General features: G+C 56.2%; 14 protein-coding genes. 4 read left to right on the top strand and 10 right to left on the bottom strand.

Annotation, left to right across the window (positions count from 1 at the left end; all coding sequences use genetic code 11):
• Window position 1: 1 nt before the first annotated feature.
• The gene (ggt, locus tag K7H09_RS12750; RefSeq protein WP_027957453.1) at window positions 2-1,792 is read left to right on the top strand and encodes a gamma-glutamyltransferase; all 1,791 of its coding nucleotides are present in this window, start codon (window positions 2-4) and stop codon (window positions 1,790-1,792) included.
• 8 nt (window positions 1,793-1,800) lie between these two features.
• On the opposite strand, the gene K7H09_RS12745 is transcribed toward ggt, so the two are convergent.
• From K7H09_RS12745 to acnB, 3 genes are all read right to left on the bottom strand, one after another.
• The gene (locus K7H09_RS12745) at window positions 1,801-3,744 is read right to left on the bottom strand and encodes a glycerophosphodiester phosphodiesterase family protein (RefSeq protein WP_041158500.1); all 1,944 of its coding nucleotides are present in this window, start codon (window positions 3,742-3,744) and stop codon (window positions 1,801-1,803) included.
• Between the two features lie 42 nt (window positions 3,745-3,786).
• Complete coding sequence (gene rraA, locus K7H09_RS12740) at window positions 3,787-4,281, bottom strand: ribonuclease E activity regulator RraA (protein WP_022523259.1); 495 nt, start codon at window positions 4,279-4,281, stop codon at window positions 3,787-3,789.
• 190 nt (window positions 4,282-4,471) lie between these two features.
• A complete protein-coding gene (gene acnB / locus K7H09_RS12735; RefSeq protein WP_009286917.1) occupies window positions 4,472-7,075 on the bottom strand; it encodes a bifunctional aconitate hydratase 2/2-methylisocitrate dehydratase in 2,604 nt (867 codons plus the stop codon).
• Window positions 7,076-7,623: 548 nt separating this feature from the next.
• Here acnB and K7H09_RS12730 point away from each other — a divergent pair.
• Together K7H09_RS12730 and K7H09_RS12725 are read left to right on the top strand one after the other, a co-directional pair.
• A complete protein-coding gene (locus K7H09_RS12730) occupies window positions 7,624-8,307 on the top strand; it encodes a tRNA-(ms[2]io[6]A)-hydroxylase (RefSeq protein ID WP_022523261.1) in 684 nt (227 codons plus the stop codon).
• 27 nt (window positions 8,308-8,334) lie between these two features.
• Window positions 8,335-12,234 carry an AAA family ATPase gene (locus K7H09_RS12725; RefSeq protein WP_027957451.1) on the top strand — a complete coding sequence of 1,300 codons (3,900 nt, stop codon included), beginning with the start codon at window positions 8,335-8,337 and terminating at the stop codon, window positions 12,232-12,234.
• 21 nt (window positions 12,235-12,255) lie between these two features.
• Here the strand turns inward: K7H09_RS12725 and K7H09_RS12720 are convergent, their stop codons facing one another.
• The 4 genes from K7H09_RS12720 to queC are packed head-to-tail and all read right to left on the bottom strand — an operon-like array spanning window position 12,256 to window position 14,730.
• Window positions 12,256-12,513, bottom strand: a complete 258-nt coding sequence (locus K7H09_RS12720; protein ID WP_022523263.1) for a YkgJ family cysteine cluster protein — start codon at window positions 12,511-12,513, stop codon at window positions 12,256-12,258.
• Window positions 12,510-13,361, bottom strand: coding sequence for a 6-carboxytetrahydropterin synthase (locus K7H09_RS12715; protein ID WP_027957449.1), 852 nt, complete (start codon window positions 13,359-13,361; stop codon window positions 12,510-12,512). Before K7H09_RS12715 ends, K7H09_RS12720 begins: the two co-directional genes overlap by 4 nt.
• On the bottom strand, window positions 13,361-14,017 hold the full coding sequence (gene queE, locus K7H09_RS12710; protein WP_230804823.1) for a 7-carboxy-7-deazaguanine synthase: 657 nt from the start codon (window positions 14,015-14,017) through the stop codon (window positions 13,361-13,363). Before queE ends, K7H09_RS12715 begins: the two co-directional genes overlap by 1 nt.
• On the bottom strand, window positions 14,017-14,730 hold the full coding sequence (gene queC / locus K7H09_RS12705; protein ID WP_230804822.1) for a 7-cyano-7-deazaguanine synthase QueC: 714 nt from the start codon (window positions 14,728-14,730) through the stop codon (window positions 14,017-14,019). The genes queE and queC overlap by 1 nt, the downstream gene beginning before the upstream one ends.
• Window positions 14,731-14,951: 221 nt before the next feature.
• Between queC and K7H09_RS12700 the strand changes: the two genes are divergently transcribed.
• Window positions 14,952-15,368, top strand: coding sequence for an SRPBCC family protein (locus K7H09_RS12700; RefSeq protein WP_022523267.1), 417 nt, complete (start codon window positions 14,952-14,954; stop codon window positions 15,366-15,368).
• A gap of 37 nt (window positions 15,369-15,405) precedes the next feature.
• On the opposite strand, the gene K7H09_RS12695 is transcribed toward K7H09_RS12700, so the two are convergent.
• The 3 genes from K7H09_RS12695 to K7H09_RS12685 form a co-directional block, all read right to left on the bottom strand.
• Window positions 15,406-15,645 (bottom strand): DUF2789 domain-containing protein, encoded by a 240-nt coding sequence (locus K7H09_RS12695; protein ID WP_027957446.1) that lies wholly within the window; start codon window positions 15,643-15,645, stop codon window positions 15,406-15,408.
• An 88-nt stretch (window positions 15,646-15,733) separates the two neighbouring features.
• A complete protein-coding gene (locus tag K7H09_RS12690) occupies window positions 15,734-16,810 on the bottom strand; it encodes an asparaginase (protein WP_009286913.1) in 1,077 nt (358 codons plus the stop codon).
• Between the two features lie 25 nt (window positions 16,811-16,835).
• Complete coding sequence (locus K7H09_RS12685) at window positions 16,836-18,044, bottom strand: CynX/NimT family MFS transporter (RefSeq protein ID WP_230804820.1); 1,209 nt, start codon at window positions 18,042-18,044, stop codon at window positions 16,836-16,838.

Below are 18,044 nucleotides of genomic sequence, written 5' to 3'. Positions count from 1 at the left end.
GATGTCACCAAAATCGGTTAAGTATGCGCTACCTGTTCTGCTGGTAGCGCCATTGTATAGTTGGGGGTTTAGCTATGAGACACCCTCCATTTCCCCTGAAAGCGAATCGGGCTATGAAGAGAAGCCCGGCTGGGAAGCCGAGTCATTTGCGGTGGCAGCAGCTAACCCGCTCGCCACCGATGCCGGTTACCAAGTACTTAAAGCCGGTGGTAACGCCATTGATGCGGCCATTGCGGTGCAGATGGTGTTGAACCTGGTTGAGCCTCAGTCCAGTGGTATTGGTGGTGGTGCTTTTTTGATGTACTTCGATGGCGATGAAGTGCGTGCCTACGATGGTCGTGAAACCGCGCCCCAAGGCGTTAACGGTGAGCTGTTTATGCAGGATGGCGAGCCGCTGGCGTTTAATGAAGCAGTGGTTAGCGGCCTCTCAGTGGGAGTGCCAGGCACGCTGCGTATGCTTGAGAAAGCCCACGCTGAGCACGGTGAGCTGGCCTGGGAAGAGCTGTTTATCCCGGCAATCACCCTGGCCGAGGAGGGCTTTGAGGTTAGCAATCGGTTGCATACCAGCTTGGCTGGTGATGAGTTTCTGCGCCAAGACCCAGTAGCGAGCCAGTTTTATTATGATTCAGACGGTGAGCCTATCGCCGTTGGTGAAACGCTCAAAAACCCAGCGTTGGCAGCCGTTCTTCGCCGCGTCGCTGAGCAAGGCAGCGTCGCCTTGTACGAAGGAGCCGTGGCACAAGACATCGTTGAGCGCGTTCAGAACCACCCTGAGCGTCCAGGCAGTTTGACGCTTGAGGATATGAGTGGCTACCAGGCGCTTAACCGAGAACCGCTGTGTACGCCTTGGCAACAGTGGGAAGTATGTGGTTTCCCGCCACCCTCATCGGGTCATCTGACCGTGATGCAGATTTTAGGCATGCTTGATCAGCAGCCACTGCTTGAAGCCCCGTTAGACAGTGGTGCTGCAAGCAGTGGGTGGCTGCATCAATTCTTGGAAGCCTCACGCCTGGCCTTTGCGGATCGTGGCCGTTACATCGCCGATCCTGACTTTGTCGAGGCGCCGGGAGGCGATTGGTCATTGATGCTAGCCCCGGAATACTTGGAGCAGCGCAGTGCACTTATCGAAGAGATGAGCATGGGCGACAGCGCTGAACCGGGTAACCCTGGGGAGCTTGACGTGAGCTGGGCTAGCCAGCCCGAACAGCCCGAGTACGGTACTAGCCATATCAGTATTGTCGATGAGGAGGGCACCGCGGTGGCTATGACCACCACCATCGAGCAGGCGTTTGGCTCGCGAATTATGTCCGACGGTGGCACGGGGCTAGCGGGTGGTTTCCTGCTCAATAACGAGCTCACCGATTTTTCATTTACCCCTGAAGTGGATGGCGAGCCCGTAGCGAACCGGGTAGAGCCCGGCAAGCGTCCCCGCTCCAGCATGAGCCCGACCCTGGTATTTGATCAAGAAACCGGCGAGCTGGTAGCCAGCTTGGGCTCCCCAGGTGGCGCCGCCATTATTCATTACACCGCCCGTACATTAGTCGCACTGCGCGACTGGGGGTTAAGCGCTCAAGAGGCGCTCAACCTTCCCCATGCTATTACTTTGGGTGGGGATGTCTATGTGGAAGAGGGGCGTTTTCCTGAGGCAACCATAGAATCACTGCGTGAGCGTGGTCATACGGTCAGCGAGCGGGAGCTAACCAGCGGCCTTCAGGCCATTATGCGCCTTGAAGATGGCACTCTGTTTGGTGGTGCTGACCCTCGGCGCGAAGGGGTGGTAATGGGCGATTAGTCCAACCTCTATTGGCGAAGCCAGTTGCGCAGCTTCACTAGCATTAGTGCACCGTCGCTTAATTCGCGGCGGACTTGAATAAGTTCGTTTAAACGATCTGGGTAGTCGGTGATAATCGCATCGACCCCCAGATCAATCAGCGTTGACATACGAGCTCGGTCATTGACGGTCCAGGCGTGTATTTCGTAACCATATAGTCGCGCTAAGCGAACTTCCCCTTCCGTGATGCGGTTATGGCGTAGCCCAAGGGCATCAAAGTCACGCCGGTTTAGCGTGCCGGGCAGTATAAGCTGGGCCAGTAAGGTAACGCGCAATTCAGGTGCTTGGGCTTTGATATGTTTAAGTAATGATGGGGACATGGTAGCCATGCGCATATCCATTAGCGCATTGGGAAAACCGCACGCTGTATAGCCGTCAAAAGCGCTTTGTTGGGTTGCCCAGCAGCGATAGCGCACGTCACTCTCTGCATTCAAAGTCTCGATAACGGCATCAGCTAGCGCCTGTTCTTGCCCCGGCAGAGGCTTGATGTCGATCATTAGTCCGGCTTTTCCGCGCACTCTTTGCAGCGCTTCATCCAAGCCTGGAATGTTCTCACCTTGATAAGCATCACCAAACCAGCTTCCTACATCGAATTGGCTGAGTTCTTCTCTGGTTAGCTCGCCAAACTCACGAGGATCGCCGGTTAGCCGCGCCATGCTGCGATCGTGGTAAAGCATAACCTGTTGGTCACGGCTCAAGCGTACGTCTATTTCGATATAGTCGGCGCCATCAAGTAGTGACTGCTCCAGCGCGGCAAGGGTATTTTCGGGGGCCTCCATGGAGCTTCCACGGTGGGCAATCACCGCGACGTTGTCATGTATCTCAAAGCTATTGAGTATCCACCATGCTTGAAGGCCGGCAAAAATGAGTACGCTAAGCTCTACCGCCCAGGCCAGTTTGCCTGCATTAAAATCCTCCGGTGGCGGTGCGGGTCGAGCTTCTCTGTGGGCCAGCTGCATATAGAGGCAGGCGGAAAGCAGCGCATTGGTGGCAATACCGATGAAGGTAATGGCCAGGGTGATCAGCACATAGCCGAGTAAGTAGGCCAGCATGGCTGGGATGAGCACGGCATTATGCTCAGGCAGCCACCACAGAAGTGGCGTGAATAGGCGGTCAAAGAGCAGTGTCACCAGTAGCGGCAGGCTAACGATCACGACCAATAGCAGAAGTACCGCAGCGCCAATGGAGCGGCGCCAGCCGCGGGTTAAGCTAACGCTTCGTTTAAGTGCCTGCCAGGGGTTACAGCTTTCCAACGCAACGAGGGGGAGCGCCAATAGCCAGCGCAGGTAGAGCCATGACGCTACCCATACCCAGGCAATAATCAGTGGCAGCGCGCACGCCATGAAATACCACAGTGCAGGGGGACGCACGCGCTGAAGATAGTAGGGGTCTATACCACTCAGCCAGAAATCGTAAAGCCACGCGAGCCCAGCCATAAAGGGCACGAGCAGTAGTAAGTGGGTGCCTACCTGGAGTATGACAAGACCCGCGAGGGCAGGTAGCCGACGGGTGCTTAGCCAGAGTGCTTCAAGGGCCAGCCGATAGTGATTGTCACGGGGCCTGACGGCGACCTGCAGCATGCCTGCCTGCTGCCAGTAAATAATCAAAAAAGCGAACCCAAGCCCTACCAGCATGCCTACCAAACCCAGCGGGCTAAACAGTAGTGCGATCAATTCATCGTTGGTGACCACTGTACGGTTGAGTTGGGCAAGCAGCCAGCGTGTCATCCAGGTGATCGCTGGCAGCAGCAAGGCTGAGGCAAGCAGGGTAAAAAACAGGTGGTAGGCGATCAGTGGGCGAAGATGATCGCGCAGCGTGCGTAGTAAGGCAGAGCCAAGGTAGGTCAAAGGCTGCATCGTCATTAAACGGTAAGAATGAGCCACCAGGGTGGCAGTAACCGCCACACCTGGCAAGAGGCTCTTTTAAGACAAATTTAATGACTACGGAGGTCTTTGTTAGGAAAGTGGCAGCTCTTGCTCGGCAACAATAATGCCGTTGTTATCTGCATACAGCCACTGTCCAGGCTGAAGAGTAACACCAGCAAAGGTGACGTCAATATCGCGTTGTCCTTCGCCGCGTTTTTCGCTTTTGCGCGGATGGCTGCCTAGCGCCTGAACGCCAATCGGCAGGGCGGCGAGTATATCCACATCGCGCACGCAGCCGTACATAACGATCCCTGCCCAGCCGTTGGCGACGGCCTGCTCGGCGAGCATATCCCCCAGCATGGCGCAGCGGTGCGAACCACCCGCATCCACCACCAGCACCGCGCCGTTACCCGGCTCGGCAACGGCCTGTTTCACCATGGAGTTATCTTCAAAGCATTTGATTGTACGAATAGGGCCATAGAAAGCTTCAAGCCCGCCAAAATTGGCAAATAACGGGTCAAGCACCGCAACCTCTGGATGCGCATCGCAGAGATCGGGCGTCACTATATCAATCGACTTCGTCATCACAAGCTCCTAAGGGTAAACACTGTTGGATTACCGGACAGTTTAGAAAGGTAGAGCATAAAAAACGCCCCGCCCTGTAAAACAGTGGCGGGGCGTTCGGTCATCGACTCAGAAAATGCAACGTGTCACATCTTCTGCGATGGTGCGAGCATCGGCGATGGGGCGGTCTATCTCAAGTGCTTAACAAGCGTTAGGCTTCTTGAGCGACCGGAATCACGTTTGAGGCTATCTTTTGATACTCCTCAATCTCGTGAAAGTTCATATAACGATAAATCTCGCCCGCCATAGCGTCAAACTCACCCATATAGCGTTGATACTCTTCAACGCTGGGTAGGCGTCCTTCTACTGCGGCAACGGCCGCCAGTTCCGCAGAGGCGAGGTACACATTGGCACCGTCACCCAAACGGTTCGGGAAGTTACGTGTAGACGTAGACACCACGGTGCTCTTAGCGGCAACGCGGGCCTGGTTACCCATACACAATGAACAACCCGGCATCTCCATACGGGCACCGGCACGGCCATAAATACCGTAGTAGCCCTCTTCGGTCAGCTGATGCTGATCCATTTTCGTCGGTGGTGCCAGCCACAGCCGGGTTTTTAAGCTACCGGCAGGCTGCTTCTCAAGCAGTTTGCCAGCAGCCCGGAAGTGGCCGATGTTGGTCATGCATGAACCGATAAAGACTTCGTCGATTTTCTGGCCAGCGACTTCAGACAGCAGGCGCGCATCGTCCGGGTCATTCGGTGCACAAAGAACCGGCTCTTTAATTTCAGCCAGATCAATTTCAATAACTTCGGTGTACTCGGCATCCTGGTCGGCACGCATCAAGCTGGGGTTGGCCAGCCACGCTTCCATGCCTTCAATACGACGGCTAATGGTGCGTTCATCGCCGTAACCGTTGCCCATCATCCACTTCAACAGGGTGATGTTGGACTTCAAGTACTCGGCAACGCTCTCTTCAGACAGCGTAATGGTACAGCCAGCGGCGGAGCGCTCGGCGGATGCATCAGAAAGCTCGAAGGCTTGTTCAACGGTTAAATCTTCAAGTCCTTCGATTTCCAACACACGCCCGGAGAAGGCATTTTTCTTGTTGGATTTATCAACGGTCAGCAGGCCTTGCTTGATGGCGTAAAGTGGAATGGCGTGAACCAGGTCACGCAGCGTAACGCCAGGCTGGCGCTTGCCCTTGAAGCGCACCAATACCGACTCCGGCATGTCCAACGGCATAACGCCGGTGGCAGCAGCAAACGCTACCAGGCCTGAACCGGCCGGGAATGAGATGCCGAGCGGGAAACGGGTGTGCGAGTCACCGCCGGTGCCCACCGTATCAGGCAGCAGCATGCGGTTGAGCCAGCTGTGGATGATACCGTCACCGGGGCGTAGCGAAACACCGCCACGGTTCATAATGAAGTCGGGCAGGGTGTGGTGAGTATCCACATCTACGGGCTTCGGGTAAGCCGCGGTGTGACAGAACGACTGCATGACCAGGTCGGCTTGGAAGCCAAGGCAGGCAAGGTCTTTCAGCTCATCACGGGTCATCGGGCCGGTGGTGTCTTGCGAGCCAACGGTGGTCATCTTGGGTTCGCAGTACATGCCGGGGCGAACGCCCTCTAAACCGCACGCTTTACCGACCATTTTCTGCGCTAAGGTGAAGCCTTTGCTGGTATCTTTAGGCTGGTCAGGTAGGCGGAAAACGTCAGAGGTGGGCAGGCCCAGTGACTCACGCGCCTTGCCAGTCAAACCACGGCCAATGATCAGGGGAATACGGCCGCCAGCGCGTACTTCATCCAGAATCAGCTGCGTTTTAAGCTCGAAGGTGGTGATTACCTCGTCGCTATCGTGCTTGCACACTTTACCTGCGTAGGGGTAAACATCGATGACATCGCCCATATTCAGGTTGGTGACGTCCATCTCAATCGGCAAGGCGCCCGAATCTTCCATGGTGTTAAAGAAAATAGGCGCAATTTTACTACCAAAGCAGAAACCGCCAGCGCGCTTGTTAGGAGCGTAGGGGATATCGTCGCCGAAGAACCACAGTACCGAGTTAGTGGCTGACTTACGCGATGAGCCGGTGCCGACCACGTCGCCTACATAAACGACGGGAAAGCCTTTGGCTTTAACGTCTTCGATCTGCTTGAGCGGGCCAGTGGTACCTGGAACCACTGGCTCAATGCCGTCGCGCTCATTTTTGAGCATGGCGTTGGCATGGAGCGGAATATCCGGACGTGACCAGGCATCCGGCGCGGGAGACAGGTCATCGGTATTGGTTTCGCCCGGGACTTTAAACACGCTCAAGGTGATTTTTTCAGCCAGTGCCGGCTTAGACAGGAACCACTCGGCGTCTGCCCAGGACTGAATAACCTCTTTAGCGACGCTGTTGCCGTTCTTGGCGCGGCTTTCCACATCATGGAAGGCGTCGAACATCAGCAGTGTGTGCTTGAGCTGCTCGCCTGCTTCTCGGGCAAGCTCCTCGTTATCGAGTAGCTCTACCATTGAAACGATGTTGTAGCCACCCTGCATGGTACCCAGTAGCTTGACGGCGTGAATCTTGTCGATCAGCGGAGAGCTCGCTTCACCTTTCGCAATGGCGGTGAGAAAGCCTGCTTTTACATAAGCTGCCTCGTCAACGCCCGGCGGAACGCGGTTGGTGATTAAGTCGAGGATAAACTCCTCTTCACCGGCCGGTGGCGTCTTCAGCAGCTCAACCAGTAAGGCTACTTGTTCGGCGTTTAGGGGTTTGGGCGGGACGCCCTCAGCTGCACGTTCCTCGACATGTTGGCGGTAAGCTTCAAGCACGTTGGGGCCCTCTCATTCACGTTTCATTTACTTTATGGTGATGGCCTGCACGGTGCACGGTGGTGGCCGCGCAGTGGGTGTAGAGTGGGGCCGATCACATATGACATACGCTTGACAAACAGCGTGTGGTTGGATGGCTGCGATTCTACGGCAAACTGTCGACAATGTTAAGCTGGCAAGCAAAGACGACTCTTGTACTTTATGTTGATACCTTGATTTAAACGGATCAAAAAAACGCTTTTTATTAGTCTATTGGCGTAAAAACAGGAAAGTTTTTTCCCCATTTACGGGCTAACCACAGGTTGTGCAGGTGTGATTGTCTTTACAGCGCGTTACCATAGTCCTCACTTTATGACCCTAGTGCTATCTAACTGCTGTGGTACTTACGTAAGCGAGCTGATTAAAAGTGTGTGGAGCATTTTTAAGCGCGCAACTACATTAGTAATAAGCGATTCAGGGTATGAAGAACGCAATTCAACAGGGAACTGTAAGCGCCTTGCGCGCTTATATGTTGTACAATAGTGAGATATAAGCTCGGTAATGGTGTTATGTTGATACAACCCGGTACACTTCCGCCCTCTAAACAAAAGAATGCCTTACAAACGGCAGATCATGCGGTGAAAGCGGATGATCTGCTGCCGGAAAGTTTGCACCAGTTTTTGGCCTGTGCAACACCTGAGGCGTGGCTGCAATGGGCGTTAGAGAATCCTGAAACGCTGCTGGTCGACCATGCTCAGTGTGAAAAAAAAGCCGCTTCCACCGCCATGAGTTTGCTCTATCGCTACGTTGATCAGCCACTTCTGCTAAGCAAAATGTCGCAATTGGCGCGCGAAGAGTTGCTCCATTTCGAGCAAGTGGTTGCGCTCATGGAGGCGCGTGGGGTGACCTACCAACACTTGACCGCTTCACGCTACGCGGAAGGCCTTAGGCGACACCTGCGCAGCAATGATCCCGAACGGTTAATCGATGTGCTCATCATTGGCGCCCTTATCGAAGCGCGTAGTTGCGAACGATTCGCTTGCTTGATTCCGTATTTAGATGAAGAGCTCGCCAAGTTTTATCGCACCCTGGTGAAGTCAGAAGGCCGTCACTTTGAGGACTACCTATTACTGGCTCGCCAGCAGACATCGGGCTCTATTGATGAGCGGATCGCTTTTTTTGTAGCGCGTGAAGCGGAGCTGATTACTACGCCCGATACGGCTTTTCGTTTCCATAGCGGTGTGCCAGCTTAACCCGCTTAGCCCGGCAGGATGTTTATCATGCGCGATGCTCGTGAGACAGACCAGTTAACTCTCTTTGGTCACTTTTCGCTTACCCAGGGCGAAGACGTATTAACCCACTTTAGCTATGACAAAGTGAAGGCGCTGCTCGTTTATCTGCTGCTGCATCGTCAGCCGGTTAACCGCGCCGCGCTGGCGGAACTGCTGTGGCCTGACCAAGGGTTATCCTCAGGCAGAACTAACCTGCGTCACGCGCTGCACTGTTTACGCCAGTCGTTGGGGGAGAGCGCCGACCAAGTATTAAGCGTCTCACGGCAAACGATTGCCTTCCAGCTTCCGGCCAATTGGAAAGTCGACCTGCATACACTGCAACAACTGCTTGAAGGGCCGCGCGACTTGGATACCCTGGAAGCACTGATGACCTGTTACCAAGGTGACCTGATTGAAGAACTTCAATTGGCCACCTGTAGTGAGTTTCAGCGCTGGTTAGTCCAGGTGCGGAATGAGTGGCGCCAGCGCGTCATTCGTTTTGCTGAACAAGTACTCGAAGCACATACCGATGTGCCTGACCTGATCCTGGAAACACTGGTCAGTCGCTTTTCCGGCTATGGCCCGTTTCATGAGCGCTTGGTTCGCCAACTGGCTGAACAGAATCAAATGGCCGCCGCGCACGAGCAGTATAATAGCTACTTGCAGCTACTGGCGTTGTCAGGCCAGCAGCCTGAACCTAGCTTCTTACAGTTGGCAAGCTACTGGTCTGACGGCCACCATGACCCCCGGATGATGAGTCCCCAGGGCGCGTTTTCCCGCGCGCTGGCGGCAGACAGTAAACCGCTGCGTGAAGATGAGATTGAGCTGCGCCAACTTTCCGTGATGGCTATCCGGCTGCGCCTGAAAGGGGAGTGGCAAGACCGAGCCGCGACCCGACATTGCCTCACTCTGCAGTTAGAGCTGTTGCGATGGCTAGAGCAGCAGTGCCATCACTTGGGCGGCTTCTGGCTGCCTGGCGCCACTGGTGGCTTGGGGCTGGCGTGTTTCGGTACCCATGGGCCTGCTCACCAACTGGCTGAGTTAGTGGCGCTCTATGAGCACTGCCGTCAGGCGCTTCCCCAGGAGAGTGCTCGCCACTGGTCTGGCGAAGGCGAAGTGCCGCAATTTGAGTTAGCTGCTGGTTTGCACAGTGGGCAAGTCGTCTACTTGCCCGAGCGGCAATTGGCGGATCCGCTGGGGCAAGTCACCCAAACCTCGCTGGAGCTAATGAGCGCAGCTGAAGGCAGTGAGCTGGTTATCTCACAAGAAGCCAGTCAGCACATGCCGCCCGCGCTTGATCTACAGCCACGCTTGGTATCGCGTTTGGTGGCTAGCGACGGTCGCGTTCGACTGCGCGCTTTAGTGCTGGGCCTAAACGAAGGCGGTCGCGATGCACTGCCGCCTAGCCTGGTCGGGCGTGAAACCTCGCTGCGTACGCTGCGCGACGCGTTGGCGCGGGCAGGTATAGGTTTGCGTCAAAGCGTGTTAGTTCGCGGGGCATCTGGCATGGGCAAATCGGCGCTGATGGTCGGTTTCCGCCAGTTAGAACTTAGTCGCGATGCGGCAATTTGCTGGCAGCCCACCACGAGGCTGTCGGTGCTAGATCCCTACGGCGTTGCCCGGACTCTGGTGGGCTGGTATCTCAAGCAACCGCTGACTATCGAGGCGATTCACGAGCTACAGGCAACGCTTGAGTTTGACCAGCTTACGCCCGAGCGTCAGCACCTGTTGGAAGAGGCGCTTGGGGTGCACGAAGTTCAGGAGATCACCCAGCTTGCCCAAAGCGGTGAAGCCGTTGAATTGGTGGTGATGTTGCTGCACCGCTTAATCGAGCGCCAGGCGACCACTCATACCCTGGTGCTGATGGTCGATGATTTACAGTGGCTCGATGAGCCTTCGTTTAAAGTGCTCGCTGGGTTGCAGGCACGTTTACCTATCAATACCGCCTTTATGTTGGTGGCTAGCCACCACGGCCGAGAACTGCTGCCGGTGAAGCTGCATTGGGATCAGCAGATTAGTCTGGGGAATCTGGATCCGCAGCAGTCCTCACGGCTATTGTCACAGCTGTCACGGCGCTACCGCATTCATTTGAGCCCACGGTTACGTAACCAGATTATTGAGCGCTGCGATGGCGTGCCGCTCTATATGCAGGAAATTTGTCGGCGTCTGGATATGGATCGTCGCGAAGGGCGTAGTGTCCAGTTCGATGAACTGCCCAAAGGATTGTTAGGGTTGCTGGCAAGCCGTATTGATCAGCTTGAGGGTGACCGCGAAATTGCCCACGTAGCGGCAGTGCTGGGTAAGCGTTTCCGGTTGGATTTCCTACTGGAGTGTAGCGGCTGGGAAAAAGGGCGACTTAACCAGGCGCTCGAACATATGCGGGCGCTGGAGATTGTCGAGCCGGTCGATAAAGAGAGCGGCGAGCACGAATATCAGTTTAGCCACCAGTTGCTGCAAGAAGCTGCCTACCTTTCTTGCCCGCGGGATGTGCGGGTCAAGCTGCACCAACAGGTAGTGACCCTAATAGAGGAGCGCTTCCCTGTCTGGATTAGTCGCCACCCCGGCGATTTTGCCACTCACCTGCGCCGGAGCGGTCATTATGCCCGTGGTGCACGCTATTTCGAATTGGCCGCCCGTGAAGCGCTCAAGGTGAGCGCCAACCGAACCGCGCTACGCATGGCCGATTTCGGTTTGGCGAGCTTGCGCCACGTTGAGCATGAGATTGAGCGTGAAGTAAGTCTGCTCACCGTGCGTGGTCAGGCGGCGTTCTCACTTGAGGGCCACGGCTCGCCTACCGCTCACGAAAGCTTTGTGCGTGCGAGGGAACTGCTGCGCGAATCGGGTACCGATAGATTGGAGGATCCAGAAGATCTTGAGCAGATATTCCTAGTCAAATGGGGGCTTTGGGTGGGGCGTAGCCAGCGCTATGCTCATGCCGATGCCTTTGCACTGGCGTCGACGCTCGCTGATCTTGCTTCACGCCTTGAAGACCCTCGCTATCGTCGGTTGGCCGATTATGCCCGGGCCAACTGTGAGTACTGGGCGGGTCGCATTCAGCAGGCTCACGACCATTTAGATGAAATCGATCCGCTCAATGCGCAAATGATGATCGAGTGGCTACCGTTCTCTGATCATCCACAAGTTTCAGCCGCCTGCTTTCAGGGCTGGGCGCTCTGCCTGCGTGGTGATTATCAGCGTGCCGAGCGGCAAGTTTCGGCGGCGATTCGGCTGGCGGAGAAGATTGCTCACCCCGGTACCTTGGCGCTGGCGCTGCTATTTGCCGCTGCGCTCTATCGTCAGCTAGGCCACGTCCATTTGGCCGCGCGGCACGCGGAGCGGGCGGCGGCAATGACCGGAACGCCCGATTTACAGCTGTGGCAAATATCCAGCCAGTGTATTCTTGGTTGGCAACGAGCTTTGGCAGGTGATACTACCGGGTTGACTCAGTTACGCGAGAGCCTGGATCAGATGGCGGAGCTGAACGGCCGTGACCGCTACCAGCGGCCGGTGCTGTGGTACTCGGATGCCTGCATTGAACTAGGCGAGTTAAATGCCGCAGAGGAGTACCTCGATCAGTGCTTGGTGATTGCCCGTGAGCGTACCACGCTATTTTTGCCCGAATTAGCCACCCAACTGGCTAAAGTGCGTGATCTGCTTGGACACCCCGCCAATGAAGTCAAGGCATTGGCTGAGATGGCGATAAACCAGTCCCGCGAGCACGGCAATCGCCACCAGGAGCTAGCGGCCCTTGAACTATGGCTGACGCGTATTGAGCCCAACGACCAGCAGGCGAAAGAGAGTTTTAGGCAGTTATTGAGCGAAGTCAGCCACAGCGATGCGCCGGTGCTAACCCGTTGGATCAGCTTGTTGGATCGCCGTTTGCCTCGGCCGGTAGGCGCTGAAGGTTGATAAGCTAAAGCAGGGTGCTCTTTAACGGGTGTCCTGCTCCAGCCACGTCAACGTGGCGAGCGCCTCTTCCCGGTTCTCGCCGCACACACTAGCGTCAAAGTTAAACCGCTCGCAGACCCTGGGGCGGCTCGGATCCCCGAACAAACGGCACAGGTTATCCTCGTCTAACTGCACGCAGCGAACGCCCGCCGGCTTGCCCTCAGGCATGCCGGGGATAGCTGAGCTAATTGAAGGCGCGATGCAGCAGGCGCCACACCCCGCACGACACCCTTCACTCATAGCCTAGCACTTGGACTAGGTGAACATACGGCAATCGCGCCCTTGTTGATGCCCTCAAAGGCCTGGATACGCGTGGTTACGCCGCTTTGCGTGGCAACCTCTTTTGCCAGCCAGGCGGCGATATTTTCTACCGTGGTGGGGCCGGGGAGGACTGCGCATAGCGACTGTGGCAGCGTAATGGAGAAATCACCTTGGGCGGCGCGATAGCCGCAGGTAAGGAAATCGTTATCCCGTGAGGTGATATCCGCCTCTTCAAGCAGGTAGCGATTTTCCAGCCATGCGGCCCACTGTTGTTCGAGCGTAGGTTGACGCAGCTCTTGCTGAAAGATGTGTAGCCGTGAACGGTGGCCGTGAGCGATACGCTGGCAGTTGCCTAAATGGCGCTTCAGGCCGTGCGAGTAGCCATAGGCAGCGCCATCGATGGCCTCGTCGCTAAGCGTAAGGGTAACCTGATGGACATTCTCAGGCCGTTCTTCAGTCAGCTGCTGACTTAAGTGCTCCGCGACCGTGTCAAGCTCAATGGTTTGCCACGGCAGCAGGCTAAACGCCTCCTTGGGGCCGCGCACTTCCATCGGATAGGGCGTGGTGGTTCGCACGCACACACCTTCGGGGCATCCCGTCACCGTGACCCCAGGCGCCTGAGTAGGTACCAGCAGAGTATGATCGAGGCCGCTGTCTAGCGTGCGCTTGATCCACGGCTTGACTTCCCCAAAATCGAACAGCATGCCATCTTCGCCCAGCTCGCCATCCAGCACTGCGTCCACCTGCCAGCTGCAGCCTACTAGGCCGCGCTCGGAACACCAAAGGGAAACGTCAATATGGGTCAGTTGGTTCACGAATAGGGACATTAATCAAAACCTGCTAATTTGTGCATTTGTAGCGATAGGCGCCACTGGGGGTTAGCCATACAGTAGGCGGTCGCTTCAGCCACGGTGGTCTTATCCTGATTGAGAGGGGCAAGATCCATCGGCTGTAGAAAGAAGTGGCGAAACCCTAGGCTTGAAAACTGCTCCGGGGGAGCGTCCACCTGAGGGTAGACAAGCTTTAACTCGTCGCCTTGGGTAACGGCTAGCGGATTGCTGCCCTTAGGGCTGACACACAGCCAGTCAATACCTGGTGGCGGAGCCAGCGTACCGTTGGTCTCGACGGCCACCTCAAACCCATGGCTATGCAGTGTGGCAATCAGCGCTGCGTCAAGCTGCAGCAGCGGCTCGCCGCCGGTAAACACCACATAGGGCGTCGCGTGCGACTTGGCATCACCGAGTTGGCTGGGCCAGAGCCCGGCAATGTGTTCAGCAAGGGCGGTAGCAGTAGCAAACTTGCCGCCATTGATGCCGTTAGTGCCAATAAAGTCAGTATCGCAAAAGGTGCATTTAGCCGTCGCCCGATCAATTTCACGGCCCGACCACAGATTGCAGCCGCTGAAACGACAGAAAACGCTCGCTCTGCCCGCTTGAGCACCTTCCCCCTGGAGGGTGTAAAAGGCTTCTTTGACCTGATACATCAGCGCCGACCTACTGCGCTGTCTACGCTGTAAGCCAATGGATCGGTAACACCGTTGGCGGCAAAGGCGTCCAGCCGCTCGCGGCAACTGCCGCATACGCCGCAGGCAAGTTCACGGCCTTCGTAGCAGGTCCAGGTATGGCGGTAATCCAATCCCATTGCCAAGCCTTCACGCAGTATGTCGGCCTTGCTTACTTTGAGATAAGGGGCGTGTAGCTTCACTGGCTCGAAGTTGGCGATGCCCGCGACATGGTTCATTGCTTCGACGAATTCGGGGCGGCAGTCGGGGTAGAGAATGTGGTCGCCGCCATGGGCACCGTAGTCGACTCGTTCTGCGCCAATGTTCACAGCCTTGGCAATCGCCAGGGAGAGCAAGATCATATTGCGATTGGGTACGACGGTAGCGCGCAGGTTGTCCACATCATAGTCGCCCTGGGGCATTGCTTGATCTGGATTGGTGAGCGCCGAATGATCAATCAGGCCGTGTATGGCGCGAATATCGACTACTTGATGGGGTAGCCCCAGCGAGGCGCACACTTGGCGTGCAGTGTCGAGTTCGCGAGCATGCCGCTGACCATAGTCAAACGAAAGCGCGTGTACGCTAAGCCCTTCTCGCAGCGCGCGATGAAGCACGGTAAAAGAGTCCATTCCACCGGAATAGATAACGACGGTTGTGGTGGCTGTATCAGCCGCCACTGGGGGTATTGATGACATGAGAAAACACTCTTTGTCGGAGAATTTATTAATCGCGAGCAGCGTTTAGCTGACGCGGCGTTCCGGGGTCCGGTCCGGAAGGGCGGCAGTTTACGCAATAGCCGTTAGTCTGACCAGTTCTAGCGCTTACCATGTACCTGATTGAAGTAAAAAAGTGCGTAGGCGGGCAGCATGAATATCAACATGCTACGCTATCCATCCATGTCGTTAGAGGCGAACCAATGGCAACTATTGAACATAGTGAAATCATTAACGCTCCGCCCGAACGAGTGTTTGAACTATTGCGTCGTGTCGAGGATTTTGCCGATTACTCGGATCTGATTCGCTCAATAGAAACGCTGGGCGAAAACCGTTACCGCTGGCACGTACGTGCCGTGGGCATGGACTGGGCGTTTGATGTCATGGTTACCGAGGTTCAGCCGCCTTATGTGCTTGCCTGGGAGTCCTTGGATGGTGTGAAGAACCAGGGACGTTATCGCCTTCGCGAGGTGCCAGAAGGTACCGAAGTGGCATTAACGTTGAGCTATGAAATTCGCAACCGGTTAATGGAGAAAGCCGTCAACAAAGCGGCCAAGCCACTAGTCGGCAAAGTCAGCCGACAAATTCTTGAGCGCGTTGAGGCACGTTTAAATCAGTAGCGCCGCTTAGCAGCGCCTTGGTGATCAGGCCACCGACTTATTGTGGTTTATGCATTGAGGCGTCAAGGTGGTCAACGACCTCTGCCCAGTCGGCATCGTCATCTACGGCTTCTTTCAGAAATTCTGCCTGGCCCTCGTTCCAGCAGGGAGCTTCAGACAATGGCATCGTTTCCGGAAGTGGGGCGTTGCGCTGGATAAAGCGCTCGATTGAAGCTGCATCAGACGCCAATCCCAACTGCTCGAATAGTTCGCTGAAATGGTGTACCGGCTTTTCCATAATCTGTTGCTCCTTCAAACGGTTAGAATGCTCCCTATAACATAGCTTGATTCTCAGTCTGCGCCAGCACACAAAAGCCTTTGTTTGATCAACGTTCGCCAACCAGTGGTGTTAAAAAGCGCTGTCGTTGATCTTCTAACGCGAGTGGCTGGGCCAGTAAATGGGCTAGCTTGGTGAACGCCGCCTCCGGCGTCATATCATCGCCTGCCACAACGCCTGCATCGCTCAGGCCGTGACCTGCCGCATAAGCACCCAGGTGGACACTGCCCTGCGGGCACTGGCTAATGGCGGCAAGCAGTTTGCCTTCGCCGGTGGCTCTGGCAAGTACGTTAAGCAAGTGGGGATCGTCGGGGAGGTTACCCGCGCCCCAGAGCTGAAGTAACGCCCCTTTTACCCGTGAATCACTCAACCAAGCATCCAGCTGCCAGGCTGCTACGCCCGGCCAAAGAGCGATGCGCACGATCTCTCCCTGATTGACCAGGCGGTAGTCGGGGAGCTCGAAACGTGGCGCGCCACGCTGCTGCAGGCCAAGCCCGCGGCTGGGGTAATAAACGAAATCATCGCCTACCCGCTCACCGAGCAGTGGGTAGTTGGGGCTTGCGAAGGCGTTGGCTGCTTCGCTGTGCTGCTTAATGGCGCGGGCACCCCGCAGCAATTGCCCTGCAAAGTAAATCGCCACTTCTTGGAGCTCAGGCTTGTCAGCGAACTGCAGCGCGCCGTGCAAATTGTGCAAGGCATCGCTGTCGGGCGATTCTAGTGGCAACATCGAGCCCGTGACGACCACTGGCCGATCTAGCCCCTGGAGTTGATAGGCGAGGCTGGAAGCGGTCCAGCTGAGTGTGTCAGTGCCGTGAATAATCACGAAACCGGCGAAGGCCGTTAGCCGGTCGTCGATATCCTGGGCGAGCTGTTGCCAAGTGAGCGGGGTGGCCGCACTTGAGTCAATCAACGTGGTGTAGCTGACGACCTTATAAGGTGGAAGGGATTGCTGTTGGGCAAGCGGTAGCTGGCTCAGGGCCTTTGCCATGCGAGTGGCAAAGTCACCGCTAGGCGCAAGCCCTTCAGCATGCTGTTGCATACCGATGGTGCCGCCGGTGTAAATGACTAATATTCGCTCTTGGGCGGGAACGCTGCTGGCAAGAGGGGAGTGAGGGATCATCGCCATCTCCTGGGGCTTTGTGCGAAACCTGCTAAGTGGGTCTTACGCGCTGTATCAAAAGTTCGCCGCTCTGGTCATCTAGACGCTGATTACGGCCCGCCAGTAGCGCAAAGCCACAACAAACCGTGATCAGAATAATCAATAACCAAGCGATTTGTGATGTGTTGGCGCCTGTTTGCAGCATAACTCCCACACCAAAAGGCCCAAGTGCTGCCAGTGTATAACCACCGCCCTGAACCAGCCCAGAAAGCTGACCGGCAAGGCGGGAGTTGGCCGTGCGTAAGACGAGTAGGCTCAGTGCCAGGCTAAAGCTGCCGCCTTGACCGATACCCAGTAAAGCGGCGCCTGGCCATTGCCACACTAATGGCGCAATAAGTAGCATCCATAGGCCAATGGCGGTGCTAAGCAGCACAGCCAATAGCGCGGGACGCTGGTCACGCCCCATTCGTGCAAGCCAGGGCGCGCCTAGCGCGGAGGCTAGCTGGCACATAATCGACACCGCCATTGTCCAGCCCGCATCGGCCTCGTTATAACCGCGATCAACCAGCAGAGTAGGCAGCCAGCCAAATACGATGTACGCCATGGACGATTGAATGCCCATGAACAGCATGACGTGCCAGGTAAGCGGTTGCTTAAGAAGCCGTAAAATACCGCTTTTGGGCGCTGTCGGCGTGTTGGTCATTGTGGTTCGGGGCATTTGGAAGTGCCAAAGCACCAGTGCGAACAGCGCCAGCAGTGACCAGCTCATCAAACTCGCCTGCCAACTGCCGAGCAGTTGCGTTAATGGGACGCTAAACCCAGCCCCTAAGGCGCCACCTAAGCAGAGTGCCATGGTGTATAAACCGGTAAGCAGGTCGGCACTATCGGGAAGTTCACGCTTAACCAGGGCCGGTAGCAGGGTGCCGCCAATGCCGATCGCACAGCCTGCCATCGCCGAGCCAATAAAGAGCCCACCGGGGAAAGGTAAACCACGTAAAACCAACCCCGCAGCCAGTAGTGCCAGTGCCGAACTTAGCGCCCGTTCACTGCCTATACGTCTAGCCAGGGCAGGGGCAAGCGGGGCGGAGAGGCCTAAAAACAGCACGGGCAGCGTGGTGAGTAACCCCGCAGCGGTAGCGGAAAGCCCCGCGCTTTCTTGCAGGCGAGTAAGCAGTGGGGCAACCGAAGACATGGCGGGGCGTAAATTAAGCCCCACCACGACCATCAGCAAAATAAACGTAACCGAGCGACGCGTTGCCAT

The organism is Halomonas sp. IOP_14, from assembly GCF_021021315.1.
Lineage (GTDB): Bacteria > Pseudomonadota > Gammaproteobacteria > Pseudomonadales > Halomonadaceae > Vreelandella > Vreelandella titanicae.
The sequence above is the reverse complement of the archived record's forward strand: the minus strand, read 5'-3'. Positions and strand labels throughout refer to the sequence as shown.